The 25251-nt window shown below is 66.4% G+C and carries 26 protein-coding genes; 2 read left to right on the forward strand and 24 right to left on the reverse strand.

What is annotated here, in order from left to right; translation table 11 throughout:
• Positions 1 to 81 precede the first annotated feature (81 nt).
• The 24 genes from ACAM55_RS28355 to ACAM55_RS28470 all read right to left on the reverse strand — a co-directional run bounded on the left by ACAM55_RS28355 (position 82) and on the right by ACAM55_RS28470 (position 23504).
• On the reverse strand, positions 82 to 270 hold the full coding sequence (locus ACAM55_RS28355; protein WP_369656593.1) for an NnrS family protein: 189 nt from the start codon (positions 268 to 270) through the stop codon (positions 82 to 84).
• 43 nt (positions 271 to 313) lie between these two features.
• Positions 314 to 964, reverse strand: coding sequence for a hypothetical protein (locus ACAM55_RS28360; RefSeq protein WP_369656594.1), 651 nt, complete (start codon positions 962 to 964; stop codon positions 314 to 316).
• A 258-nt stretch (positions 965 to 1222) separates the two neighbouring features.
• Complete coding sequence (locus ACAM55_RS28365) at positions 1223 to 2023, reverse strand: IclR family transcriptional regulator (protein WP_369656595.1); 801 nt, start codon at positions 2021 to 2023, stop codon at positions 1223 to 1225.
• 14 nt (positions 2024 to 2037) lie between these two features.
• On the reverse strand, positions 2038 to 2730 hold the full coding sequence (locus ACAM55_RS28370; protein ID WP_369656596.1) for an amino acid ABC transporter permease: 693 nt from the start codon (positions 2728 to 2730) through the stop codon (positions 2038 to 2040).
• Entirely contained in the window at positions 2727 to 3497 is a 771-nt protein-coding gene (locus ACAM55_RS28375; protein ID WP_369656597.1) for an amino acid ABC transporter permease, read from the reverse strand. The genes ACAM55_RS28370 and ACAM55_RS28375 overlap by 4 nt, the downstream gene beginning before the upstream one ends.
• A gap of 29 nt (positions 3498 to 3526) precedes the next feature.
• Positions 3527 to 4423 (reverse strand): transporter substrate-binding domain-containing protein, encoded by an 897-nt coding sequence (locus ACAM55_RS28380; protein ID WP_369656598.1) that lies wholly within the window; start codon positions 4421 to 4423, stop codon positions 3527 to 3529.
• Positions 4424 to 4474: 51 nt separating this feature from the next.
• Positions 4475 to 5650 carry an aminotransferase class V-fold PLP-dependent enzyme gene (locus tag ACAM55_RS28385; protein ID WP_369656599.1) on the reverse strand — a complete coding sequence of 392 codons (1176 nt, stop codon included), beginning with the start codon at positions 5648 to 5650 and terminating at the stop codon, positions 4475 to 4477.
• A 337-nt stretch (positions 5651 to 5987) separates the two neighbouring features.
• Complete coding sequence (locus ACAM55_RS28390; RefSeq protein ID WP_369656600.1) at positions 5988 to 7028, reverse strand: MBL fold metallo-hydrolase; 1041 nt, start codon at positions 7026 to 7028, stop codon at positions 5988 to 5990.
• 13 nt (positions 7029 to 7041) lie between these two features.
• Positions 7042 to 7701 (reverse strand): peroxiredoxin, encoded by a 660-nt coding sequence (locus ACAM55_RS28395; protein WP_369656601.1) that lies wholly within the window; start codon positions 7699 to 7701, stop codon positions 7042 to 7044.
• A gap of 208 nt (positions 7702 to 7909) precedes the next feature.
• Positions 7910 to 9832 (reverse strand): acetate--CoA ligase, encoded by a 1923-nt coding sequence (acs, locus tag ACAM55_RS28400; protein ID WP_369657490.1) that lies wholly within the window; start codon positions 9830 to 9832, stop codon positions 7910 to 7912.
• 96 nt (positions 9833 to 9928) lie between these two features.
• The gene (locus tag ACAM55_RS28405) at positions 9929 to 10837 is read right to left on the reverse strand and encodes an ACP S-malonyltransferase (RefSeq protein ID WP_369656602.1); all 909 of its coding nucleotides are present in this window, start codon (positions 10835 to 10837) and stop codon (positions 9929 to 9931) included.
• Positions 10834 to 11697 (reverse strand): triphosphoribosyl-dephospho-CoA synthase MdcB, encoded by an 864-nt coding sequence (gene mdcB, locus ACAM55_RS28410; RefSeq protein WP_369656603.1) that lies wholly within the window; start codon positions 11695 to 11697, stop codon positions 10834 to 10836. Before mdcB ends, ACAM55_RS28405 begins: the two co-directional genes overlap by 4 nt.
• Positions 11694 to 12386, reverse strand: a complete 693-nt coding sequence (mdcG, locus tag ACAM55_RS28415; protein WP_369656604.1) for a malonate decarboxylase holo-[acyl-carrier-protein] synthase — start codon at positions 12384 to 12386, stop codon at positions 11694 to 11696. The genes mdcB and mdcG overlap by 4 nt, the downstream gene beginning before the upstream one ends.
• 17 nt (positions 12387 to 12403) lie before the next feature.
• A complete protein-coding gene (gene mdcE, locus ACAM55_RS28420; RefSeq protein WP_369656605.1) occupies positions 12404 to 13105 on the reverse strand; it encodes a biotin-independent malonate decarboxylase subunit gamma in 702 nt (233 codons plus the stop codon).
• 14 nt (positions 13106 to 13119) lie between these two features.
• Entirely contained in the window at positions 13120 to 14025 is a 906-nt protein-coding gene (locus ACAM55_RS28425; protein WP_369656606.1) for a biotin-independent malonate decarboxylase subunit beta, read from the reverse strand.
• The gene (gene mdcC, locus ACAM55_RS28430; RefSeq protein ID WP_369656607.1) at positions 14022 to 14354 is read right to left on the reverse strand and encodes a malonate decarboxylase acyl carrier protein; all 333 of its coding nucleotides are present in this window, start codon (positions 14352 to 14354) and stop codon (positions 14022 to 14024) included. Before mdcC ends, ACAM55_RS28425 begins: the two co-directional genes overlap by 4 nt.
• 14 nt (positions 14355 to 14368) lie before the next feature.
• A complete protein-coding gene (gene mdcA, locus ACAM55_RS28435; protein WP_369656608.1) occupies positions 14369 to 16051 on the reverse strand; it encodes a malonate decarboxylase subunit alpha in 1683 nt (560 codons plus the stop codon).
• Between the two features lie 46 nt (positions 16052 to 16097).
• Positions 16098 to 17471: an SLC13 family permease gene (locus ACAM55_RS28440; RefSeq protein WP_369656609.1), complete on the reverse strand. Its 1374-nt coding sequence runs from the start codon at positions 17469 to 17471 to the stop codon at positions 16098 to 16100.
• A 159-nt stretch (positions 17472 to 17630) separates the two neighbouring features.
• Positions 17631 to 18545, reverse strand: coding sequence for a LysR family transcriptional regulator (locus ACAM55_RS28445; RefSeq protein WP_369656610.1), 915 nt, complete (start codon positions 18543 to 18545; stop codon positions 17631 to 17633).
• Positions 18546 to 18614: 69 nt separating this feature from the next.
• Positions 18615 to 19406 (reverse strand): enoyl-CoA hydratase/isomerase family protein, encoded by a 792-nt coding sequence (locus tag ACAM55_RS28450; protein ID WP_369656611.1) that lies wholly within the window; start codon positions 19404 to 19406, stop codon positions 18615 to 18617.
• 29 nt (positions 19407 to 19435) lie between these two features.
• Positions 19436 to 20419 (reverse strand): Bug family tripartite tricarboxylate transporter substrate binding protein, encoded by a 984-nt coding sequence (locus ACAM55_RS28455; protein ID WP_369656612.1) that lies wholly within the window; start codon positions 20417 to 20419, stop codon positions 19436 to 19438.
• A 59-nt stretch (positions 20420 to 20478) separates the two neighbouring features.
• Positions 20479 to 22020 carry an AMP-binding protein gene (locus tag ACAM55_RS28460; RefSeq protein ID WP_369656613.1) on the reverse strand — a complete coding sequence of 514 codons (1542 nt, stop codon included), beginning with the start codon at positions 22018 to 22020 and terminating at the stop codon, positions 20479 to 20481.
• Positions 22021 to 22262: 242 nt separating this feature from the next.
• The gene (locus ACAM55_RS28465) at positions 22263 to 22976 is read right to left on the reverse strand and encodes an IclR family transcriptional regulator (RefSeq protein WP_369656614.1); all 714 of its coding nucleotides are present in this window, start codon (positions 22974 to 22976) and stop codon (positions 22263 to 22265) included.
• A gap of 255 nt (positions 22977 to 23231) precedes the next feature.
• Complete coding sequence (locus tag ACAM55_RS28470) at positions 23232 to 23504, reverse strand: DUF4242 domain-containing protein (RefSeq protein ID WP_369656615.1); 273 nt, start codon at positions 23502 to 23504, stop codon at positions 23232 to 23234.
• A gap of 130 nt (positions 23505 to 23634) precedes the next feature.
• Here ACAM55_RS28470 and ACAM55_RS28475 point away from each other — a divergent pair, with 130 nt between their 5' ends.
• Positions 23635 to 24588 (forward strand): AraC family transcriptional regulator, encoded by a 954-nt coding sequence (locus ACAM55_RS28475; RefSeq protein WP_369656616.1) that lies wholly within the window; start codon positions 23635 to 23637, stop codon positions 24586 to 24588.
• Positions 24589 to 24754: 166 nt separating this feature from the next.
• Positions 24755 to 25213: a hypothetical protein gene (locus ACAM55_RS28480; RefSeq protein ID WP_369656617.1), complete on the forward strand. Its 459-nt coding sequence runs from the start codon at positions 24755 to 24757 to the stop codon at positions 25211 to 25213.
• The last annotated feature ends 38 nt before the right edge of the window (positions 25214 to 25251 follow it).

Here is a 25251-nt window from a genome sequence, read left to right on the forward strand (position 1 = left end):
CGAAGTGAACGCCCATGGTGCCGGGCGGTGCCGGCCCCTGCCTTGACGCACGTCAACCTGCCGCCGTGACGCAGGGAGCGCTCAGCCGGGCTTGCCGTCCAGGCGCGCCCGGGTCAGCACGGGCCAGTAGCGCACCGCATAGAGGCCGAAACCCAGGCTCCAGAACGCGCTGAAAAAAAGCGCCGCGGCAACGGTATGGGCCGGGGACACCAGGGGCAGCAGAACCCGGACCAATGCGGCGAGCAGAACCAGCGCGAAGCCCAACAGCATCTCGTGCGCATGCCACATCGGCCCCCGAAGGTAGGCGCCGGGCTCAGCCCCCGTTTGTCGCGGCAAGCAGCATGGCCTGCAACACGAAGCGGTGGTTCTCCGAGCACTCCGCGGCATCGATCGGGCCGGAGGGCGCATGGAGCATCCAATGGTCCGCGTCGAGCGCGTCCACCAGGAATTCCGCCTTGTCCGTCGTCCCGGAGGGATCGAACTGGCGCAGGCGGATCCCTGCCGCGCGCGCGAGCTCGAAAAAGTTCTCCGCACGCCTCGAAAGGGGGTCGCCGAGAAAGGCGATCTGCGTGTTCGGCGCCGGCGTGCAGCCGTGTTCGCGCAGTGTCATCAGGTCTGCCATCGCCCGTGCCGGATGGTCGGCGCTTTCGAGATCGTCGAAGACGGGCACGCCCGCATGCCGTTCGATCTGCCGCACTTCCGCAGGCGACAGGGAGGAACAATCGATCGCGTCGTACAGCCGGCCCAGCATCTGGGAAAGGCCGCGGAACTGAATCCCGTTCGGCTCGATCGGGGGACCAAGGCGCACATGCGCCACGTGCGCGCCCAGGTCCAGCGCGGCGCGATGAAGCACCGGCAGCTGCGCTTCGGGCGGGCGCGCGCGCAGCAGCGCGATGTTCTTGCCGAGCAGGGGCCGGTCGCCGTGACCGCCCGCGAGTGATGCAGCCTTCAGCCGGTGCGCCATCTCGTAGACGGCCGAAAGGTCGCTGGCCGTGAACATGCTGTCCGGGCGGAAGCCGGGACTGTTCGAGGAAGGCAGGGTCGAGTGCAGCATCTCCGCAGCCTATGGGCAGCGGCACCGCAATCCTTGATGGCCGTCAAGTCTTCGCCATGTCGGGAATGAATGACACAGTCCATTCACCCGCGGTTCACGCTGGCGTGGCGCCGCGTCCACGGTGCTCACGCTGTCGCAGGAAGGCGGCAGGCCGAGTCAGGGGGATCTTCAGGATTGCTGTGCGATCGAACGCCTCATGCGCTCCGCGTATGTCTTGACTGTCGGGACCATGGCGTGGACCTCGTCAAGGGTGCGACGACTTCTTGGCGCCGAAATGGTCAGTGCCGCAACCACCTGGTTGTCGGCACCGTGAATCGGAACCGCGGCCCCGACCACTCCGACGATGTACTCCGACTCGTTGGAGGCGAAGCCGTCGGCGCGGACCTTGCGCAACTTGTCCTTCATGGCCTTGGGATCAGTGATGGTCTTCGGCGTGAGGGCTTCCCAGGGGCCCGAGGCAAGGAATTTTGCGAGCTCGTCATCGCCGAGTCCGGCCAGGAACACCTGGCCGCTGGAGGTACTGTGCAGCGGTGCCTTCTGGCCCGCCTGAAACTGGAGCGTCAAGGGAGACTGGCCCATCACGCTCGCGATGTACTCCACCTCCCCGCTGGACATCACGGCAAGTCCACACGTTTCTCCGGTCTTCTGGGCGAGGCCCGTCAACAAGGATTGAATGGGCGCGTAGACGATGGTCGACCCGAGAATCGATGTCGCCAAGCCCACCAGCTTTGGCGCAATCGCATATTTGCCCTTGACGGGCATCTTCTGGAGGAATCGAAGCTCCTCCAGCGTCGCAATCATCCGGTGGGCAGTCGGCCGCGGGAGATCGAGCATGTAGACGACGTCCGCGGCGGAGATCATCCCCATCTTCGATGCGAGCGTCAGCACCGCAAACAGCCGCTCGACCGGCGTTCCAGGCCCAAGTGCTTCGCGCGCCTTGGCTTTCCGATTTGGTGCAGGCTTGGCCATACCGTCCTTTCCCGTCAGCGGCGGTCCGGCACGGCGTAGCGCCGCTTCAGCACGGCCACCAGCTGCGACGTCGCGCAGCAGATGACCATGTACACCACGGCCACGGCCAGGTACATCTCGACGAGGCGCCCGTCTCGCTGGGCCACCTTGGACGCGGCGCCCAGCAAGTCGGTGACGGAAAGTACGTACACCAGGGAAGTGTCCTGGAAAAGGATGATGGTCTGGGTGAGAAGTATCGGGCTGACGACGCGCAGGACCTGCGGAAGGATGATGGAGCCGTAGGTTTGAAGGGTCGTCATCCCAAGGGCCTTGGAGGCAGCGAACTGGCCCTTCGCGATGGATTTGAAGCCGGCGCGGATGATCTCCGCGTAGTACGCCGCCTCGAACAGCGTGAAGGTCACAAAGGCGGTCCACACGGGGCCGATCTGGACAGGGCGCGAGGCGCCGGTCAGCCACATGAGGATCAGCGGCATCAGAAAGAAGAACCAGAACAGCACCATGATGAGCGGCACCGAACGGATCAACGTGATGTAGCCGGTCGCCAATGGGGCGGCGAACGGAACCTCGAGATGCCGCACCAGAGCCAGGCCGATGCCCAGGACCAGCCCGCCGATGAAGCCGACAGCGGTGAGCTCGAGCGAGAAGATCAGGCCCTTGACCAGGAACGGCCAGGCCTGGACGATGACCGAGAAGTCGAAGTGATTCATGGCGTTGCCTCCTCGGCCTTCTTGTCGAACGGGATGCCGCGCTTTTCCCGTTTCATTTCCTGCCCTGGTGTCTGGAAATGGTTTTCGAGCCAGCGCATCGCTCCATAGACCGTGAGCGCCAGGAGCAGATAGATGAGGGTCGCGGCTCCGAATGCCTGGAACGTCTTGAACGTGAACTCGTTGATCTGCCGGGCCTGCGCAGTCAGCTCCAACAGGCCGATGGTCAAGGCAACCGACGTGTTCTTGAAAATGCCCATGACCTCGCTCGTGAGCGTCGGCATGATGATGCGAAGAGCTTGAGGCAAAAGGATGAGGCGGTAGGCGCCGAACTCCGTCATCCCGAGCGCTCGCGACGCGCAGCGCTGGCCATAGGGAAGCGCCTCGATGCCGGCCTTGACCTGCTCCGCGACCCGGGCGGCCGTATACAGCGAGAGGCCAAGCAGCGCCGGGACGAATGTTCCCCAGGGTGGGGGGATCTTCTTGATCCACGCTCCCGTTTCAGGGGGCAGAACCTCGGGCAGTACGAAGTACCAGAGGAACATCTGGACGATGATGGGAATGTTGCGGAACACTTCGACATAGAGGCGCGACGCTATGGCCACGGCCCGGTTCGTCGAGGTCCTTGCGCATCCGACAACGATTCCCAAGGCGAACGCGAAGCACCATCCGGCCAGCGCGAGCGCGACGGTCCAGCCCAGCCCGGCGAGGAGCCATGTCAGGTAGAGCTCTTCTCCATCCTGGACGGTTTCAAAAAGGACGTTGAACACATCTCTCTCCGGGTTGGCTGGCTGTCTGCCTAGTCGATCTTGTCGCTGGGCGACTTGATGCGCTCCCTGAGCTTGTCGGTCATCGGAAAGTTGAGGTTCATGCCCTTGGGAGGAATCGGCGATTCGAACCACTTCTTGTAGAGCTTGTCGAACTCGCCGGCCTTCATCATTCCCGCAATCACGCCATCGACGAGCGTCTTGAACTCGGCATCGTCCTTGCGCAGCATGAGGCCGTAGTAGATGTTGTCGAACCCGCCTGGCATCAGCGTGAACGACGCGCCATTGCGGGAGTTGGCCTTCTCCCCGGCCAACAGGATGTCGTCTTCGAGCCATGCGGCCGCACGGCCGCCGTCGAGCGTCAGCATCGACTCCCCATGGTCCTTGGCCTGGATCGTCATCAGGTCCAGCTTTTGCTCGTCATTGAACTTTCGAGCGAAGCCGACGGCATTCGAACCTTGCGTGACGACGATGGTCTTGCCTTTGAGATCGGCGGGCCTTTTCACCCCGGCGTCGTTTCGCACGAGCCAAAGGGGCTGGCTCACGAAGGTGGCGACGGTGAAGCTCACCTGCTTTTGCCTTGCTGCATTGTTGGCCGTGCCGCCGCACTCGACATCGACCGTGCCGTTCACCACCAGCGGGATGCGGTTCGACGAATTCACCGCAACTTCCTTGACCTCGAGCGCAGGCAGGTTCAACTGCTGCTTGACCTTCGCGACGATGGCTTGGCAGATGTCCATGGAGAAACCCACAGGCTTCTGCTGCCCGTCGAGGAAGGAGAACGGTACCGAGGATTCACGGTACCCCAGCGTGATGGTCTTGGTTTCCTTGATCTTCTTCAGAGTGTCGCCGGTGGACTGGGCGAACGAGGGGGCGCCGAGGAGAAGGCCGCTGACTGCAGCGACGGCAAGCAAGGTGAGGCGGTTCATGGGAAGGACTCCTGTTGATTTCCGAAGAGAGTGGCCGGGGAGCGAATCGGGTCAGTCGATCTGCTCGGCTGCCTGGGAGCGTGTTGTCTGCAAGTGCCGCTCTTTGAGAAGTGCGGCGACCCGGTCCACGTCTTCGAGCGAGTTGAAAAGGCCGAACGAGATGCGGATGCCGTCCCGCTCCGGTGAAACCCGCACCTGGTGTTGCGCCAGGTAGTCGAGCCATTCGGCGACGGGCAAATCGAGCACATAGATATGAGCGCGGCTGTCCCGGTGTCGCGGCCCCACCAGCGGGATCCCCAACGCGTCGAGGTGAGTGATCAGCCGGTCTCCAAGCGAGAGAACGTGCTGCTCGATGTTGGCGGGCCCCGCCCTGTTGATGAGTTCGATGGCGGCAGAGAGCGCGTGAAGGTCGGGGAGGTTGTAGTTCCCCATCTCGAAGCGCCCGGCGTCCTTCCGTGGAGCGAGGTCATCAGGCCGGGCGATGTAGTCCTCGGGAGGATTCGCGAGACTGGACATGGCCAGATACGCGGGCTGGAGTTCGTCCAAGCCCTCCTTCACGTACAGGATGCCCAGCCCCTGTGGGACCAGCAGGCCCTTGTGGCATCCGGCAGCCAGGACGGATACACCAAGGGCCTTCACGTCGACCGGCAGTACACCGACTGACTGCATCGCGTCCACGACCAGGTAGATTCCCTTGCTTGCGCAGAGCTTGCCGATGTTGCCGATATCGTGGCGATGGCCGGCATGAAAGGTGACGTGCGACAAGGAGATGACCTTGGTCCTTGCGTCGATGTGAGGCGCGAACGTCTCGGCGGAGGCAATCTCGGTGTCGAGCTTGATGAACCGGACCTCCACACCCTTGCGCTTCAGATTGAGCCACGCGTACGCATTGTTGGGATGGTCGCCCTCGATCATCAGGACGTTGTCCCCCCGCTCGAGCGGGACGGCATTCGCGGCGATGTTCAGGCCCTCCGACGTGTTCTTCGTGAACGCAATCTCGCGGGCTGAGGCGTTGAGCAGCTTGGCAACGTTCTCGCGGGCGATCTCCACTCGACGCATCCACACCGGCTTCGGGCCTGCCGATTCGTTGCCCTCGACGAGAAACTCCGTCAAGGCCGTGCGGACGGACGTCGCCATCGGCGTCTGGTGGGCCGAGTCGAGATACAACATCCGCTTCATTACGGGGAACTCGCTGCGAAGCGAGGCGAGGTCGAACTTGTCGGTCATGGCGTTCTCGGTGAGTTGGTCAAATGCCGCCGCACAAGGGCGGCCTGCGCACTGAAACCGCCTGTCTGCCGCGTGGCGGATCTCAATGCGTTCGACCAATGCTAGGTATTCCGTGAGCCGCCACGTCTCGAACTTTGAGCGCGGAGCAGCGGCCCTTTCGCTAGGGAAAGCACTATTTCGACATGCTGAAATCGGCCGTGAATCGCGTCCGGATTTCGAGACATAAAAATTTTTCGGGGTCCAGCCCGGCGTCGCGCGACGCGCGGCGTGCCGGCCGCGAGCGAGAGCCCGCGGCCGAGCCGGTTGCGCCGATTCGGCGGAGAAAAACCCCGCGCGCTCAGGCCACGCGCCCGGCCGTCAGCGGATAGCCTGCCTCGCGCCAGGCCTTCATGCCGCCGTCCAGCGCGACCGCGTGCAGAAAACCCATGCCCCGCAGCGTCGAAGCCGCCAGCGTCGAGATGTAGCCCAGCTCGCAGCAGGTGAGGATGCGCCGCGTGGGATCGGGCAGGTCCTGGTTGACGCGCAGCTCCAGCTGGCCGCGCGGCAGCAGGCGCGCGCCGGGAATGTGGCCGGCCTCGTAGGCGTCGCGCTCGCGCACGTCGAGCACGATCAGGTCGTCCTCCGCGGCCTCGACGCGCGCCTTGAGTTCGGCCAGCGACATGAAGGGCACCGCCGCCGTCGCCTCGGCGAGCAGGCTCGCCACGGTCTTGCCGCCGCTCATGTTCGTGCGCAGCGCCTCGGTGATGTGCGTCGGCATCGTGAGGTTGAGGCTGCGCATCATCTCGACGAAGGCCTCGCGATCGCGCGCCTGCAGCCGCGGGTTGGATGCGATTTCCTCGGCGATCGTCGAGTGGGTGCGTCCCTTGTAGTCGTGCGCGGGGCAGACCTTGAGCGCCGGGTCCATGCGCAGCACGCGGTTGAACAGGCTGTCGTAGAGCGCTTCGGGGTCCCCGCTGGGCAGGTCGGTGCGCCCGGTGGCGCCGATGAGCAGCGTGTCGCCGGTGAACAGGCGGTCTTCCACTTGAAGGCACATCGAGTCGGCGGTGTGGCCCGGCGTGTGGGTGACCTGCAGCCGCAGGCGCCCGACGACGATCATCTCGCCGTCGCCGATGCGCATGTCCACGAAGGGCGCGGGGCTCGCGTGGTGCATGACCACGGGCACCTTCAGCTGGCGCGCGAGTTCGCGGGTCGCCGAGAAGTGGTCGGCGTGCGTGTGGGTGTCGATCAGGTAGCGGATGCGCACGCCGTCGCGGGCGGCGAGCGCGATGTAGTGATCGATCTGGCTCAGTTCCGGATCGATGAGCGCGGCGGCACAGGTCTGGTCGCAGCCGACGAGGTAGGACTGGCAGCCGCCGGTCGCGATCTGCGCGAAGACCATGATGCGCTCACGGTCAGCCGGGCTGCTTCACCACGCGCAGGTAGGGCTTCGGCGACTTCCAGCCCGCGGGGAACAGCTTCTTGGCGTCCTCGTCCGACACCGAGCCGGCGATGATCACGTCCTCGCCCTTTTGCCAGTTGACCGGCGTGGCGACCTTGTGCGCCGCAGTCAGCTGCATCGAGTCGAGCACGCGCAGGATCTCGTCGAAGTTGCGTCCGGTCGTCATCGGGTAGGTCAGCATCAGCTTGATGCGCTTGTCGGGCCCGATCACGAACACCGAGCGCACCGTCGCATTGGTCGCCGCGGTGCGGCCCTCGGACGTGCCCGGCTCGTCGGCCGGCAGCATGTTGTACAGCTTGGCCACCGCGAGGTCGGTGTCGCCGATCATCGGGTACTTGGGCAGGTAGCCTTGCGTTTCCTCGATGTCCTTGGACCAGCGGTCGTGGGCATCGACCGGATCGACGCTCAGGCCGATCAGCTTGGTGTTGCGCTTGGTGAATTCGGGCTCGATCTTCGCCATGTAGCCCAGCTCGGTGGTGCAGACCGGCGTGAAGTCCTTGGGGTGCGAGAACAGGATCGCCCAGCCGTCACCGATCCATTCGTGAAACTTGATCGGCCCCTGGGTCGTCTGGGCCGTGAAGTCGGGGGCAATATCGTTGATGCGCAGTGACATGATCACTCCTTGAACGGGTTGACGACATACGCTCTTTCTTGCCGGCCATCCGGCAAGACTCAAAGCATAGGACGGTGCGGCGGCGGACGCCAGTGCCGGCAAGCCGGAAATTGCCGCGGCAGGTTCGCGGGCGGCGGCAATCTCACGCAGCCTGCGCGATCGCGCAGGCCGCAACGGTCCGGCCCCACCCCGGGAAGCCGGTGTCTCGTCAGTTCCGCTGCGACAGTTGTTCCAGGATGGCCGGGTTCTCCAGCGTCGAGGTGTCCTGCGTGATGGCCTCGCCCTTGGCGACGGACCGCAGCAGCCTGCGCATGATCTTGCCGCTGCGGGTCTTGGGCAGGTTGTCGCCGAAGCGGATGTCCTTGGGCTTGGCGATCGGGCCGATTTCCCTGGCGACCCAGTTGCGCAGCTCATTGGCGATCTTCTTCGCTTCGTCTCCCGTGGGCCGTGCGCGTTTCAGGACGACAAAGGCGCAGATCGCCTCGCCCGTGGTGTCGTCGGGGCGCCCGACCACCGCGGCTTCGGCCACGAGATCGGTGCACGACACCAGCGCGGACTCGATCTCCATCGTGCCCATGCGGTGGCCCGAGACGTTGAGCACGTCGTCGATGCGCCCGGTGATCGTGAAATAGCCCGTCTTCGCATCGCGGATCGCACCGTCTCCCGCGAGGTAGAAGCCCTTGAGTTCCGGCGGGTAGTAGCTCGCCTTGAAGCGTTCCGGATCGCCCCAGATCGTGCGGATCATGCTCGGCCAGGGCTTCTTGACCACCAGGATGCCGCCCTGGCCGTTGGGCACGTCGGCACCGGTCTCGTCGACGACGGCCGCCGCGATGCCGGGAAAGGGCAGGGTGCAGGAGCCCGGCACCAGCGGGGTGGCGCCCGGCAGCGGCGTGATCATGTGGCCGCCGGTCTCCGTCTGCCAGAAAGTGTCGACGATCGGACAGCGGCCGCCGCCGACGTGCTGGTGGAACCACTCCCAGGCCGCGGGGTTGATCGGCTCGCCGACCGAGCCCAGGATGCGCAGGCTCGACAGGTCGTAACGCTTGGGATGCACGGTTTCGTTCGCCTCGGCCGCCTTGATCAGCGAGCGGATGGCCGTCGGCGCGGTGTAGAACACGCTGACCTTGTGGTCCTGGATCATCCGCCAGAAGCGGCCGGCGTCGGGATGGGTGGGCACGCCCTCGAACACCACCTCGGTGGCGCCCAGCGCCAGCGGGCCGTAGGCAATGTAGGTGTGGCCGGTGACCCAGCCGATGTCGGCAGTGCACCAGAACACGTCGTCCGGCTTCAGGTCGAAGGTCCACTTCGTCGTCAGCGCCGCGTGCAGCAGGTAGCCGCCGCTGGAATGCTGGACGCCCTTGGGCTTGCCGGTCGAGCCCGACGTGTAGAGCACGAAGAGGGGGTGCTCGGCACCGACCCATTCGGGTTCGCAGGTCTCGGCCTGGGCTTGCATCTCCTCGTGCAGCCAGCGGTCGCGCGACGCGACCCAGTGGATCGCGCCGCGGGTGCGCCGATAGACGATGACGTTCCGGACGCTTTCGCAGCCACCCAGCGCGATGGCTTCGTCCACGATGGACTTGAGCGGCAGTTGCTTTCCGCCGCGCAGCTGTTCGTCGGCGGTGATGACCATGACGGCGCCGGCATCCTGGATGCGATCGCGCAGGCTCTGCGCGGAGAACCCGCCGAACACCACCGAATGCGTGGCGCCGATGCGCGCGCAAGCCTGCATCGCGACCACGCCCTCGATGCTCATCGACATGTAGATGACGACGCGATCGCCTTTCTTCACGCCGCGCGCCTTCAGCGCATTGGCCAGGCGGCAGGTGCGCGCCAGCAGTTCGCGGTAGCTGACCCGCGTCACCTGGCCATCGTCGGCCTCGAAGACGATCGCGGTCTTGTCGCCCAGCCCACGCTCGACCTGGCGGTCGAGGCAGTTGTAGGACACGTTCAGCGTGCCATCCTCGAACCACTTGAAGAAAGGCGCCTGGCTGTCGTCGAGCCCTTGGGTGAACGGCGTTCTCCAGCTCAGGAACTCGCGCGCAAGGCGCGACCAGTAGCCGCTGTAGTCGGCCTCAGCCTCGGCCACCAGCTTGTCGTAGGCGGCCATGCCGGCCACATGGGCGTCGTTCATGTCCGGGACCGGAATCGGATGGGGCGTTATTTCTTCGTTGCTGTTCACGATGGATCTCCTGTTGCTCGATTCAAGACGTCAAGTGGCCTGCCGGTTTCACGGGTCCGCGTGGCTGTTCAGCCATGCCGCGATCGCCGCGGCGCTGCGGAAGTCGTCGCAGGCGCGAGCCGGAACGGTCGGGTAGCGCTGATTCCACATGCGCGCCAGCGCCTGGCCCGGACCGATTTCCAGCACGCAACGCACCTGCCGGGCCATGACGTTTTCCATGCATTCGTCCCAGCGAACCGTCCGGGCGATCTGGGCGGCCAGCGCAACGCGGGCAGACTTTGCATCCCGGATGCGATCCCCCGCATTGCTGAACAGCACGACCCGAGGCGCGTCGAACGGCACCTGTGCAAGCGTCCGCGAGAAGCTCTCTGCCGCCTCGCGCATCCAGGGCGTGTGGGAGGCGACGTTGACCCGCAAGCGCGTGCACTGCGCGCCCAGCGACCCGGCAATGCGTTCGGCGTCATTCAACGCGGCGATCGGGCCGCCGAAGATCACGCTGGCGTTGCCGTTGCGAATGGCGAGTTCGAGGCCGGCTTCGACGCGCAGCTGTTCGAGCTTCTGCTCGGGAAGACCGCTGACGGCCAGCAGTCCGCCGGGCACACGGGCGGCGCAACGGTCCATGGCCTCGGCCCGCTGCGGCGCCAGCGCTGCCGCTGTGGCGGGATCGATCACGCCGGCGGCACTGAACGCGGCCAGTTCGCCGACGCTGTAGCCCGCCACTGCGGCTGGTGGTGCGAGAAGGGGCGCCAGCTGCCCCCAGGCTGCCAGGGCAAGGCCCGTCAACAGCGTCTGGGCGTGGTCGTTGCGCTCGGCCCACTCCGGATCGGCGAGTGCATGGCGCCAATCGTCGACGCCAAGCCGCGCGCACATGTCGCGCACAAGTGGGTCGTCCGTCAACCAGGGCAGCATGGCGGGATGCTGGGTGCCCTGGCCGGAAAAAAGCAACGCGAAGCTCATGAGCCTGGGCACACGCGCTGGATCCAGCAGGCTGCGGCGAGCGTGTCGGCCGCGCCGCCGGGCGACAGGCGCCGCCGCACGAAATCGTCGGCAATGGCGTGTGCCTGCTGGAGCCCGTCGGGCCGCGCGACGCCTCCTCGATCCAGAAAGTCTTGCGCGGCGCGCTGGGCGCAGCGCAAGCCGGCGAGGCCGCCGCGATGCGCGAGGTTGCTGTCGTCGAGGACCGCGATGATGTGGAACAAGGTATCGAGACGGGCCTGGCGGGGCGTGAGGCCCCGCGCCAATGCCCCCTTCAGTGCGGGGAGCGCTGTCTCGAACAGCACGGGAAACGCGAGCGCCGCTTCTTCGGATGCGCCGCGCAGGCCGTGCCTTCGTGCAGCGATGCCGCCGGGCAGCACGGGCGGGCGCCGGCTTCGCCTGGCCAGCGCGTCGCCCCAGTGCTGGCGCAGCGCATCGCGCAGTCCGGGCGGGTGCAATGCGCCGCCGTGCTCTCGCAACGCGGCGCCCGCTGCCGCGCACAACAGGCCGAGCATGAAGATCGCGCCGCGATGCGTGTTGACCCCGCCCGTGGCGGCCAGCATGCGTGCCTCCGCAGCGATGCCATGCCGCTCCAGCACGTCGAAGTCTGCACCGCCGAATCCGGCTTCGGCGATCTGCGCGAAGTAGCGACGCAAAGAGAACAGGCTGCGCATGAAGGTATGGGCGTCCATGTCGTCGTGGCTGCCCGAGTCGATCAACGTCACCAGGCCCGGCTTGGGTGCCAGCGACAGTTCGTCATGCAGCGCGAGCGTGGCGGCGCGCCCGATGGCGGCCGGTGTGAGCGGCGAATCCGGGGCCAACGGGAGGGCGGAGCTCTTCACGCGGCCACCTCCATCCGCCCGGCGTGTTCGCACCACGCGGCGTCGCGCTGCAGGGATACGCCGTCCAGTCGCTTGACCATCACCGCCCGCGAGCGTCCGGTGCGCCACTCGCGCCATTCACGCCACGCAACCGCAGCTGCGTCGCCGAATATGAGCTCGCCGTCCAGCCGGGGCCGTATCGCGTCGAACGACTCGAGCGCACGAACCGCGCTGTCCGCATGTTCCGCCCCCCGGGCGGTGACCGACAGATCGAGATCGGAGTCGGTCCGCACGTGATCGAGACCGCTGATCGCTTGCCAGCCATAGCTGCCGAACACCCGTGCTGTCGCATGGCACGCGTCGAGCCTGCCAGCCAGCTCGCGCACCGCATCCCGCGCCGACGATGGCAGCAGCTCCTGGACAGCGGCGAGGCGCGGGAACTCGTCGAGGCAATGCACCGCAACGCGCGGCACCTGCAGTGCAAGCCGTCGCCTGCCCCAGCGCGCAGGCGAGGGCAAACCCAGCGCGATCGATCCGTTGGACTCGGAATGAACCGGTTGGCGCGTCACGACCAGTGGCAACTGATGCGACGCCCAATGCGCAAGGCAGTCGCGCGCCTGCTCATCCCAAGGATGGCGCAGGACGGCGGCCCAGCCGCTCCTGGAGAGCCGGGCGAGTTGATGGCGACGCAGTGGAGCCATGGCACTCATGCGCATTCAAGCGGCGCTCAGGCGGCGTCCAGCACGCGCTGCGCGACCGCGGCGGCAAGCCGGCGGCCCCCCCGTTCGGCGCCGTCCCGTGCGCGCCGGTCGTCTGTTGGCGCTGGGGCCAGCGCCTCGCGCAGGCAGGCCTGCAGGTCGCCCCGCCAGAGTGCGCGCACGCCCCCCATCGCCACGTAGTTCTGTACGCCAGGGGCGAATACCGGATTGGACTGCGACAGCGCCGTGAGTTTGTCCTCCGGCAGCTTGGTGACGCGCGCCATGGCGGGGATGCGCATCACCCGGATCTCGGCATCCGGCAGCGCGTAGCAGGCGTCGGCAATCAAGCCCGAGGTGATGAACCCGCCGGACAGCGCCTGGTCGTACACCAGGCCGATCACGCGGTGGCCGCGGCGCCGTGCCAGGTCGATGCTTGCGCCCAGGTGCGCCATCGCCCGGTTGATGCCGAGCAACTCGTCGCGCCGGCGCAGTTGCTGTCCCTGGGTGTCGATCAGCAGCAGGATCGGCCGGCCCGGGTGCCGGGTGATGGTGTCCAGGATCGCGCGGGCCTGCGCAAGTGCGAGCCGGACCCCGATCGGCGCATGATGGGTCGTGCCGATCACCGTGAGCGGCTCGCCTTCGAACATCACCTCGCCCTGCAGAAAATCGCCGTCCTCGCGCATGCCGTGATAGGGGCCGAAGAGCTGGGTGACTAGAGAACTCCACTGCATGTGATGCTCCTCGGTTAAATGGTGCGCAGCGCGCGGACGGCTTCCACCGAAAGCTCCGGGACCTGCTGCGCATCGGCAATCCCGAGCGCGCTCCAAAGCTGCATTGCTTCGTCGCTTCCGGCGTTGTCGGCGTGGTCGGCGTGGTCGGCGCTGTCGATGGGCAGGGCGTGCAGGCGTGCCGTGAGCAATGCGTGCTCCTGCTCCAGCGCCGCCAGGGTCAATGGCCTCGATTCGCCGATCGCCGCGATGGCCGCCGCGCGAAAAGCGGCGACGTCGTCTTCGACCAGCGCATCGCAGTCGCCAGTCAGCCAGCGGTGCTTGCCGCCGGTCGTGCGCCAGACCAGCGCGCGGTCGCGCGAGTCGAATTCATCCACGCCGTGAGAAGCTTCGATCACCTCGGGCCCCGACATGGCCAGCCGGCCGACGTCGCTCATCACGATGTAGTCGGCACAGCGCGCCACGATGCCCATGCCGCCGAAGCAGCCGTTGGCGCCGCCGATCAGCACCAGCACGGGGATGCGGGCGGCGCGCACGTCGAGGAGCGCGCGCATCACTTCCGACACCGCGATCAGCCCGGCGTTGGCTTCATGCAGTCGCACGCCGCCCGATTCGGCCAGCAGCAGCACCGCCGCCGGCCGGTCGCGCAGCGCGCGCTGAAGCAGGCCGACCAGCTTGGCGCCATGCACCTCGCCGACGCCGCCGCCCATGAATGCGCCTTCCTGTGCGGCCACGAACACGCTGCGGCCGTCGAGCATCGCGCGGCCGACCGCCACACCGTCGTCGAACGCGCAAGGCACGCCGAGTTGCGCCAGATGCGGGCTCATGACCCGCTCGCTCGGAGGCAGCCATTCATGAAAACTACCGGGATCGAGCAGCAGGGCCAGCCGCTCGCGCGCCGAGCATTCTGCATAGCTGATCATGGCCGGCCTCCGGCGATCTCGGCCACCGCCTGGTCGAGCCGCAGGCTCACCACCGCGGGCGTGGCGCCCATGTCGTTGATCGAGACGCGCACACCGGCCAGCGGATGGCGCGCATGGAAGTCGTTCATCACGGCCTGCCAGATCGGCCCGAAGCCGCGCGCCGAAGTCTCGACACGCACCGCGCAGCCGTTGCCGCCGGCCGGCTCGAGCAGCACCTCGAGGTTGCCGGAGCCGACGACGCCGACCAGCACCGGCGCAAAGGCACCGGCCGGCCGGCCGCCGGAGAAGGAAAAGTCCAGGGTTTCGAGCCCTGCGGGAACGTCGCTCATCGTTGAATCTCCTGCTACCAGTTTCTGAAGCGCTTGGGCGGCTGATACAACCCGCCGGAGGCGCGCACCAGGTCGCGCATGCTGCGTGCGGCCAGCAGGTTGCGCGTGGCCTGGCGGGGGTCGATGCCCAGGTCCTGCGGCCGGCGGATCACGCCGCGGTCGCGCAGGTTCTCGACCGCGCGCTTGTCGCGCGCCAGGCCCACCGCGGTGTAGCCGGCCACGCCGCGGATGGCTTGCTCGCGCTCCGCGTCGCTGCGGCACAGCAGCAGGTTGGCAATGCCTTCCTCGGTGAGGATGTGCGAGACGTCGTCGCCGTAGATCATGATCGGCGGCAGGTCCATGCCGGCCTGCTCCTGCAGTGTCCAGGCGTCGAGCCTGTCGACAAAGGCCGGCTGCATGTGCTCGCGGAAAGTCTCGACCATCTGCACCACCAGCTTCTGCCCGCGCGGCGTGCCGGCGGCGCCGGTGCGCCCGGCACGTGCCTCGCGTCCGGCCTTGAGCCAGGCCGGGCTCGCGTGGCGGCGGCCGCGCGCATCGGCGCCCATGTTGGGCGCTCCGCCGAAGCCGGCGATGCGGCCCAGCGTGGCGGTGGAACTGTTGCCATCGAGGTCGATCTGCAAGGTCGAGCCGATGAACATGTCGCAGGCGTAGTGGCCGGCCGCCTGGCAGAACGCCCGGTTGCTGCGCAGGCTGCCGTCCGGGCCGGTGAAGAACACGTCGGAGCGCGCGCGGATGTAGTCTTCCATGCCGAGCTCGGAGCCGAAGGAATGCACGGACTCGACCCAGCCCGCCTCGATCGCCGGGATCAGGGCCGGATGCGGGTTCAAGGCCCAGTGCTTGCCGATCTTGCCCTTGAGGCCGAGCGACTCGGCATAGGTCGGCAGCAGCAATTCGATGGCCGCGGTGTCGAAGCCGATGCCGTGGTTCAGGCGCTGCACGCCGTACTCGGCATAGATGCCCTTGATGGCCATCATCGCCATCAGCACCTGCACCTCGCTGATCTGCGCCGGGTCGCGCGTGAACAGCGGCTCGATGAAATTCGGGCGCGGCGCCTTGACCACGAAGCTGACCCAATCGGCTGGGATGTCGATGCGCGGCAGCGTGGTGGTCTTGCCATCGACCATCTCGTTGACCTGCGCGATCACGATGCCGCCCGAGAACGCCGTGGCTTCGACGATGGCGGGCGTGTCCTCGGTGTTGGGGCCGGTGTAGAGATTGCCCTCGGCGTCGGCCGCCTGCGCGGCGACCAGCGCGACCTTGGGTGTCAGGTCGACGAAATAGCGTGCGAACAGCTCGAGGTAGGTGTGGATCGCGCCGATCTCGATGCGCCCGGCCGACACCAGTTTGGCCAGCCGCGCGCCCTGCGGCCCCGAGAAGCTGAAGTCCAGCCGGGCGGCGACGCCGTTCTCGAAGATGTCCAGATGCTCAGGCAGCGCCAGCACCGACTGCACCATGTGCAGGCCGTGGACCCGCTGCGAATCGACCCCCACCAGTGCCTGCGCCAGGAAGTCGGCCTGCTTCTGGTTGTTGCCTTCTAGGCAGACGCGGTCGCCGGGCTTGAGCACTGCTTCGAGCAGGGCCCCGATGGCGCCAGTGTCGACGCGCTTGCCGGCGAGCCGCGTCCCGAGTGCGGCGGCGGCGCGCGCCAGCCGGGCGGCGCGATCGTCGGCCTTGGAGGTCCAGGAGCTGGGATTCATGGGAGGGTTGATGGGAGTGAAGTTCAATCGAAACAAGAGCAGCGCCTCACAGCACCACGAAGAGCAGCCACACAACCACGGGGGCCACCAGGGTCACGATGGCACCGTACACCATCAGCTGCCGGAAGAAAACGTCGCGGTCCACGCCCTTGGCACTGGCGAGCACCAGGGCGCCGTTGGTGGAGAACGGGCTGACGTCGACGATGGTCGAGGACACGGCCATCGCCGCGATGAAGCCGATGGCACTGACGCCGGTATCGCCCTGCAGGAACGGCACCGCCAGCGGAATCAGCGAGCCGAGCACGGCGGTCGACGAGGCGAAGGCCGAGACCACGGCGCCGACGAAGCACAGCAGCAAGGCGGCCACCATGGGCGAGGTGAGCCCGGCCACGCTGTGGCCAACGAAGTCGATGGTGCCCATCTTTTCCATCACGCCCACGTAGGTGCTGACACCCACGATCAGCATGATCTCCGGCCACGACACCTGGCCCAGGGCGCGCTTTTGCAGATTGGGCGCCATCAGCGTCAGCACGAGCCCGATGGTGATCGAGACGAAGCCGATGTCCTGCTTGAAGAACAGCGTCAGCACGGCCAGCGCCAGGAGGCCGACCACGGTCGCGACCTGATAGCCCCGCGAGCCGGGGTTCGTGGCTCCGGCCGGCGCCGACTCCATCAGCGAGTTCTTTGCCCCGGCTGCCGTGCGCCGCTCTTCGGGAAACGACTCGCCTTCGGCGTCGCCATACACCTGGGCGCCGCCCTGACCATGCGACACGCGCTGCACGAACGGCGCACTGCCGTCGGCGTTGGCTCTCTGGCGCATCAGCTTCATGCCACCCATGAGGAAGAACAGCAGCAGCGACACGGACAGGTTGACGCCGAGGCTCGCCAGCATGGTGGCGATCTCGTTCAGGGGCAGGCCGGCCTTGGCGACGATCTTGTTGGTGATGCCGCCGTAGATGCTGATCGGCGAGAAGCCGCCTCCCTGGGCGCCGTGCACGACCATCAAACCCATGAGCAGCGGATTGATGCCGTACTTGGCGGCAAAGCCCAGCGCGATCGGCGCGATGATGGCCACCGCCGCCGGGCTGACCGCCCCCACCGCCGTGAGCAGCGCGGCGATGAAGAACATGATCCAGGGAATGGCGGCGATGCGCCCGCGCACGGCGCGCACCGCCAGCTTGACGAGCCAATCGATGGTGCCGTTGTTCTGCGCCAGTGCAAAAAGATAGGTGATGCCGACCAGGGTGAGGAACAGGTCGGCGGGAAAGCCGCCCATGATCGCCTTCGTGTTCATGCCGGCCACCAGCGTGCCGACCAGGAAGGCGCCGACGAAGGCGATCACGCCCATGTTGATGGGCAGCACCGTAGCAAGCACGAACATGCCGACCAGTGCGTAGATCGAAATCCAATGTGAACTCATCGATGCGTCTCCGGTGTTTTTTGGGTGCGAGCGCATGTACCGCGCGTCTGGGTCCGTACGGTACGCACCCCCTCCGGGACGATCAATGAAGCGGCGGCGTCGACCTTTACGCCTTGTGAAACGATCGAGGGTTAACCCTGATCTGGCCGACGCCGCATGCTAGCCGAGTTCGGGTTTGGCCAGGCGGCAGACCGACAGCAGCGCGAGCAGGTTGGGGTCGCGCTCGCGTGTGCGCAGGAAGTTGAGCGCGATGGTCTGTCGCATCAGGTACCTGGACTGCAACGGGATCAGCTGCACGTTCTGCGGCATGACGCCACGCACGCGCCCCGGCAGCAGCGTGTAGCCGACGCCGCCGCTGACCAGGTTCATGAGCGAGAAGATGTCGTCGGTCTTCATCACCACATTGGGCGTGAAGCCGGCGATGCGAAACGTCTCGACAAAACCCTTGTAGGTGACGAAACCTTCGCTCAGGCTCACGAAGCGTTCGCCGGCGCAGCTGCTCAGGTCGATTTCCTTTTGCGCAGAGTAGGGGGAGCCCACGGGCGCGGCGAACTGGATGTCGTCCTCGAACAGGGGTTCCGACTCGACATCGGAAACATCCTCCGGAATGGCCATGAGCGCGGCGTCGATCGCGCCATCGCGCAGCTTCTGCAGCAGGTGCGCATTGGACCCGAGCACGAGCTCGGTGTGCAGGTCCGGCTTGCGCAGCTTCATTCCCATGATCAGCTGCGGCACTGTGCGGCTCGTCAGGGAATAGAGTGAGCCGATGCGTATCCGGTCGGCCGAGTAGCCGGCGACTTCCCGCGTGGCACGGATGCCCTCGGACATGGTGCGAAGCACCTCGCGCGCCACCTCCGCCAGCGCATGGGCGGCTTCGGTCGGGTGCAGGTTGCGGCCCTCGTGCCGGAACAGCGCGCAGCGCAGCCCGGTTTCCAGCGAATGCAGGGCGCGGTGCACGCTCACGGCGCTGATGTCGAGCTTTTCTGCCGCGCGGGCAAGATTGCCGGTCTCCATGAAGGCCAGGAGGACCTCGAGCTTGCGGAAGGTGATCTCTTCGTCGACGTGAAGGAGCATGGGGCGGCCTGCGGATGACATCCGATCGTAACGCCGGCAAGGCGAGCGGTACGCATCGACAGGCGTGCGCTACGTCCCGGCGGGGTTCGCTTGCTTGCGTTCGGTGAATTTCCTTGCGCCGAGCGAGTAGGCGCCGGACGCGAAGTTGATGGCGTGCCCGCGGCGGGCAGCGGCGGCGGCCTTGGCGAACAGCTCGTCGCCCATCTCCTTCCACCACGATTTGGTGATGGCCACGGAGGTTGGCGACCACTGCGACACCTGCGCGCAGATCTCGGCCACCCGTTCGTCCAGGCACGCATCGTCCACGACTTCATGGACCAGGCCGAGTGCCAGGGACTGCGCGGCCGGCACGATCTCGGCAAGCAGCACCAGCCGCTTCATCGCAGCCTCGCCGATGATCGAGTGCAGCAAGGTGCTGCCGAAGATGGCTGCGGAGCCCACCTTGAACTCCGTCATTCCGAAACGTGCCTGGGTGGAGGCGATGCGCAGGTCCGACATGAGCGCGATCTGCAGCCCTGCGCCGGCAGCCACGCCGTTGATCCGTGCGATGACCGGTTTGCCAAGCGCACGGAACACTTCGTACAGGGCCATGTAGCTGTCGATCCGTGCGGCCGAGCCCGCCGCGTCCATGGCGGCGCTCTCGTGCTGATCCTGGCCCGCGCAGAAGGCCCTGCCGGCGCCGGTGATCACGATCGCGCGCACCTGCGCCTCGGCATCGGCCGACTGGAGGGCCGATTGGAAGAGTTCGCGCTGCGTACGATCGAACGCGTTCATGGCGTGCGGACGATCCATCGTGATCAGGGCGACACCCTTTTCGATGGCAAGGGTGACGCAAGGTTTTGTGGAAAGCGCTTCAGTCATTGGTTCGGCTCCAGGATGTGTGTGAGGTTCTAGCGGGCCACTCTGATCCGCTGCACCACCTGCTCCCACTTGTTCGATTCGTTCTGCAGCCGGTCGCGCGCCTGGGCGGGCGTGCTGCGGACGGCCTCGACCCCGAGCTGCGCGAAGCGGCGCTTGACCGCCTCGTCGTCCAGGGTCTCGTTGAGCGCCGCATTCAGCGTGGCCATCACATCGTCGGGCGTCCCCTTGGGCGCCAGCACCGCATACACCGAGGCGGCGACGAACTGCGGCAGGCCCTGCTCCGCAAAGGTGGGCAGGCCCGGGAAGATGTCCAGCCGCTGCGGGCTCGCCACGCCCACGGCCACCACCTTTCCCGAGGCCAGGTTGGTGAGCGCAGTGGGCGAGGTGGTCACCATGAACTGGATCTCGCCCGCGAACAGGTCGGCCATCGCCGGCGCGGAGCCGCGGTACGGCACGTGCAGCAGTTCAATGGCCGCCTGCTGGCGGAACCACTCGGTGACGATGTGTTCTGTCGAGCCGTTGCCCGACGAACCGTAGGCGAGCTTGCCCGGCTGCAGCCTGGCCTTGGCGGCCAGGTCGGCGTACGAGGTGATGCCGCTTGCCTTCGACGCGAGCATGACCAGGGGCAGCTCGCCGACCGTGGCCACCGGCCTGAAGTCCTTGGCGAGTTCGTAGCCGACGGCCTCGGTGCCGGACATCTTTTCCGACATGACGTAGGAAGTGGTCGGTGCCATGAGGAGCGTGTGGCCGTCCGGCGCCGCCCGCTTGACGAACTGAGCTCCGATCGCGCCGGAAGCGCCCGCCTTGTTGTCCACCACCACCGACAGCTTCAGCTTCTGTGCCATGCCCTGCGCAAGGATGCGTCCGACCACATCGACGCCGCCGCCGGCCGGAAAGGCCACGACCAAGGTGATGGGCTTGTCGGCGAGGGCGGCCTGGCCCCATGCGCAGAAGGCGAGGCTGGAAACCATCACCAGCGCCTGGCGCCAGCGATTCAAGTGAGCTCGGACCATGACTTTTCCTTTCAGTTGAGCAATCGGGGAATCGGTGGAGACCTTGAATCGGAGGGGTTTCAGTGCTTGGCTGCGCGAAAGCCGGCGGCATCGGCGTCCCACACACCGGTCAGGCTGCGAGACAGCTCTCTCTTCTGGATCCGCTGCGTCGGTGTCTTGGGGAAGATGTCGATGAACTCGACGTAGCGTGGAATCTGGAAGTACGGCAGCTTGCCGCTGCACCAGCGGATCAGGTCGAGCGGCGTGACGCGGGCCCCCTCGCGCAGGCGCACGAACAGCTTGAGTTCGTCTTCGCCAAGCTCGCTGGGGACGCCGACCAGAGCCACTTCGGCCACCGCATCGTGCTGCGCGAAGACGCTCTCCACATCCCAGGCCGCAATGTTGATCCCGCGGCGCCGCAGCATGTCCTTCTTGCGCCCCGCGTAGAAGAGATTGCCGTTCGCATCGCGGCGCGCCAGATCGCCGCTCAGGAACAGCTCGCCGCGGCGCGCGGCCGCATCGGCCTGCGGGTTCCTGAAGTAGCCCAGGAACCCCAGGCGTGGGTCGAGGGCGCGAATGGCAACTTCACCCTGGGCGCCCGGCTCGACCGGCGACCCGTCGTCGGCGAGAAGCGAGATCTCGTAGTACGACAGCGGCTTTCCGATGGAGCCCGGTGGCCCGTCGATGTTGGCCGTCACGAAGGTGATCAGTTCGGAGAGTCCGTAGCCTTCCCGCATCGACACGCCGAAACGTTCGGCGAATGCGTGCCACACATCGGCGGGACAGCCACCTCCCCAGGCGATGCGCACGCGATGCTCGCGGTCGTCGGGGCGCTCCGGCTGCTTCAGCAGCATCGGCAGCACGCTGCCCAGGTAGTGGATGTGCGTGGCCCGGTGGCGACGGACGTCGTCCCAGAACCGCGATGCGCTGAAGCGCTCCAGCATCGCCAGCTGAAAGCCTCCCATCAGCGCGGCAATCGCGACGGCCACGCCGGAGCCGTGGTGCAACGCCTCCCAGAACAAAAAGACGTCACCCGGTCCGGCCTCCGTCAAGCGAAGGATGGCCAACGGTCCGGCGCGCAGTTGGCGGTCGGATTTCAGAACGCCCTTGGGTGCGCCGGTGGTGCCCGAGCTGGGACTGAGGGCAATGATCTCGTCGGTCTTCACGAGGGGCGCGGCGTCGTCCTGGTCGCAGAGGGCGAAGCGATCGAACGCCCCGCCGATGCCGTTGCGCCAGATCACCCGCGGCGGGTTGCTTCCCGCTTCCTCGAGCGCCGCACGGAATGCGGTGTCGGCCACGATGGCTTGTGGTGCGAGCTCGCGCAGGAGATGGGCCAGCGGTGCGCCCAGCAGGTGCACGTTGATCGGCACGCGAACCATGCCCAGCCGCGCCAAAGCGAAGAGCAGGTAGAGGTGGTCCGGATGGCTGGGCAGCATGACCGCGACCCGGTCGCCCTTTTGCAGGCCTTGCGACTTCAACAGGGTCGCAACCTGGTTCACTCGCCGGTCCAGCATCCCGACGCTGATGCGCTCGCCCTGGAAGGAGCAATAGATGTCTTCGGGATTCGAGCGGGCGCGGCGGGCAAGCAGTTCGCCGATGGTTTCCTCGCTGAGCGAGTCCATGGCGACGGATCCGGTCGAAAGGGTGGCCTGCGACATCTTGTTCCTGAGAAAAAGTTCAAGCGAATCTGCGGATATAATTGCAATGCAATTTATTAGTTTGCATTTCAATTAATATTGCGCGTTGTGCCTCGCTTCGTCAAGTGCGGGATGCGCGTACCCGACAGCCGGGCACGCGCTGTTCGCCCCGGCAGATCCGGCGGCAGACAAGAGGGAACGGGGCAAGCGCGCGAGAGCCGCGGCGCTCAGGTGGAGGCTTCGCGCGCCGCCAGTTCGAGCCGGGGAAGGATCAGTTCGCGCACCTGGGCGATGTCGTAACGCGAACGCACGGTCGATACGTTCAGGGCGGCAATGGGACGCCCCGAGAAGTCCGTCACGGGCACCGACACGGAGACGCCGTCGTCGCCGAAATTCTTCTCCGTGAACGAGTGCCCGTCTTCCGCCGCCTTGCGAAATATGGAGAGCACCTCGGATCGGCTGCGGGCGCCGAAGCGCGCCCGCACCTCGGGGGACAACGCATCCAGCATCTTCACCAGCTGCGCCTGCGGAGCGTGCGAGAGAAGCACCTGACCCGATGAAGAGGTGAGCGCAGGAAAGCGGCTTCCCACCGGGAGGTTGATGGCCGCGACGTGCGCTCCCGGAATGTTCAGCAACACGACAACCTCGTCTCCGTCCAGTTCAACCCATGACACGGTTTCGCGCGTCTCCTTGGCGAGCTTCTCGAGCAGTGGGTACGCGAGCTCTCTCTGAGGATGGTGGCGATGGATGCCGCGCACCAGCCCCAGGAGCTTCAGCGAGGGGAGGTACTTTTTCGACTCGCTGTCCTTGCCGAGATAGCCAAGCCGGTGAAGCGTGTAGACGAAACGCTGCGCCGCGCTGCGGCCCATGCCGGTGTGCTGCGCAATGTCGCCGATCGAAAGGGCGCAGGGATGTTCGTTGAACAATTCGAGGATGCGCATCCCCTTTTCCATCGAACCGACGAACAAGCGCCCATCGACATCGCCTTGGTCTTCGTGCGAATCGGCCTGGGCGGAGGAGCGGCGCTTCGAGCGCTTTTGAGACGTGTCCACGAGGAGCGTGACGGTCGATGGTGTGAATACGTATCGAGGCGCGCCACGCTTCCAAGGCGCGGGCCGGATCGAGCAAGGGGTGAAAATCAGTGTAGCGCACCGGGTCGAGCCCGGCCGTGGCACATCCCGCCCCGCTCGTAGCGCTCACTCGGCGGTGGCCGGGTCGATCACGCTGTACACCCGGTCCACCCGGTCGACCGGGAAGCCACCGAGTTCCGCGTGCCGGCGCACCAGGGCTTCGTCGGTGGACTGGTAGACGCAGTAGATCCGGTCGTCGGTCACGTAGCTGTGGACCCACTGGATGTCGGGGCCCATGCTGCTCAACACGCCGCAGGACTTTTGCGAGATGGCCTTCAGGTCCGCCGGGGTGAATTTGCCGGCGCCGGGGATGTGCCGTTCGATGAGGAATTTGGGCATGGCGATACTCCTGTCTAGAATCGGTCAAGGGCGACCAGGACCCATGGTGCCGACGCGAAGCACCTTCGTATTGCCCGCCACTCCGGACTTATTGACTGAAACCCCGCCCTCGCTTGCCTGAGAGGTGACCATGGATGTCTTGTCGGACGTGCTGCGGACCATCCGCCTGGAGGGCGCGCTGTTCCTGAACGGGGACATGCACGCGCCGTGGTGCTTCAAGGTGCCCAAGGGTACGGACATGGCGCCGCTGCTCAAGCCCGGCGCGCAGCGCCTGGCCATCTGCCATCTCGTGCTGCAAGGCGAATGCTGGGCCCAGGTCGAAGGCGGGGAGGCGATCCGCGCATACGCGGGCGAAGTGATCGCCGTGCCGCGCGGCGACCCGCATGTGCTGGGCAGCGGCCTGCACCATGCGGCGGTGGACGTGGCGCATGTGGTGAGTCCGCGCGCCCCCGAACTGGAGCGCATCCGCTACGGCGGCGACGGTGACCGCACCGTGCTGGTGTGCAGCTGGTTCGCCTACGAAGGCGATGCGCCCAATCCCGTCATGGCGAACATTCCGCGCCTGTTCACCACGCCGCTTCGCAGCCGGCCGGCCGGCCCGTGGATCGAGCAGTCCGTCAATTTCGTATTGGCCGATGCCGCTTCGCACACGCCCGGTTCGGAGATGGTCGCCGCCAAGGTGGCGGAGGTGTTGTTCGCCGAAGTGCTGCGCGGCTACATCGAAGCCATGCCCGCCAACAACCCTGGCTGGTTGGCGGGCCTGCGCGACCCCCACGTGAGCCGCTGCCTGGCGCTGATGCACGGCGAGCCCGCGCGCAACTGGACGGTCGATGCGCTGGCGCAGGAAACCCACATCTCGCGCAGCGTGCTGGCGGACCGCTTCGCCGAACTGGTGGGCGTGCCGCCCATGCAGTACCTGACGCGCTGGCGCATGATCCTGGCCGCCGGCCTGCTGCGCAGGGACCAGGGCAACCTGGCGCGCATTGCCGAAGACGTCGGCTACGAGTCGGAGGCCGCTTTCAACCGCGCATTCAAGCGCGAGTACGGGGTGTCGCCGGGGGCTTGGCGGCAGAATGGTGCTTAGCTGGGTGCAACCGCTTGGGCCACAACCCGTCGAAGTCGAAGGCGCAGAGCCGCGAGACTCGCGGGGCACTGTAAGGGTTTGCGTTGACAAGATGAGGGTCAAACCCTGTTCCGCAGCGTAGTAAGAGTTGCGTAAGATTCGCGCCCACGCCCCAACCAAGGTACCCATGCTCGACGTCGACTTGCCAGCGCCCGCTGCGACCGTTCGCAGCCTTCTTGCCAGCCGCGGGATCGTTCCGGCGCTGGCCTTGCTCAACGATAGGACGTCCTATCGGTTCACGGCGATCTACAAATTGAACGGCGAGGTGATGCGCGCGGCGCATGCCTTCGACCGCGACTCCGAATACCGCACCTGGCTGAAGGTGGTGCCTCTGGGCAAGAGCTTCTGCCAGTACGCGCTCGAGCACGGCGAGTTCGTAACCCGCCATGCCTCCGAGGATCAGCGCCTGACGAACCGACCTTATGCCGGCATGGTCGAGTCGTACTACGGCCGGCTGCTGACGCGAAGATGCGGCACGCCCTATGGCACCTTCATCCATTTCGACTTGGAGTCGCGCAGCATTCCCACAGAGGAAATCCGCTTCCTGCGCGAGGTGATCCCGCAGTTCATTGACTACTTGGAATGAACAGGCGGCAACAGGGGCCCGCCAAACGAACGACTGGT

Origin of the sequence: Variovorax sp. V213 (assembly GCF_041154455.1) — a bacterium.
GTDB lineage: Bacteria > Pseudomonadota > Gammaproteobacteria > Burkholderiales > Burkholderiaceae_C > Variovorax.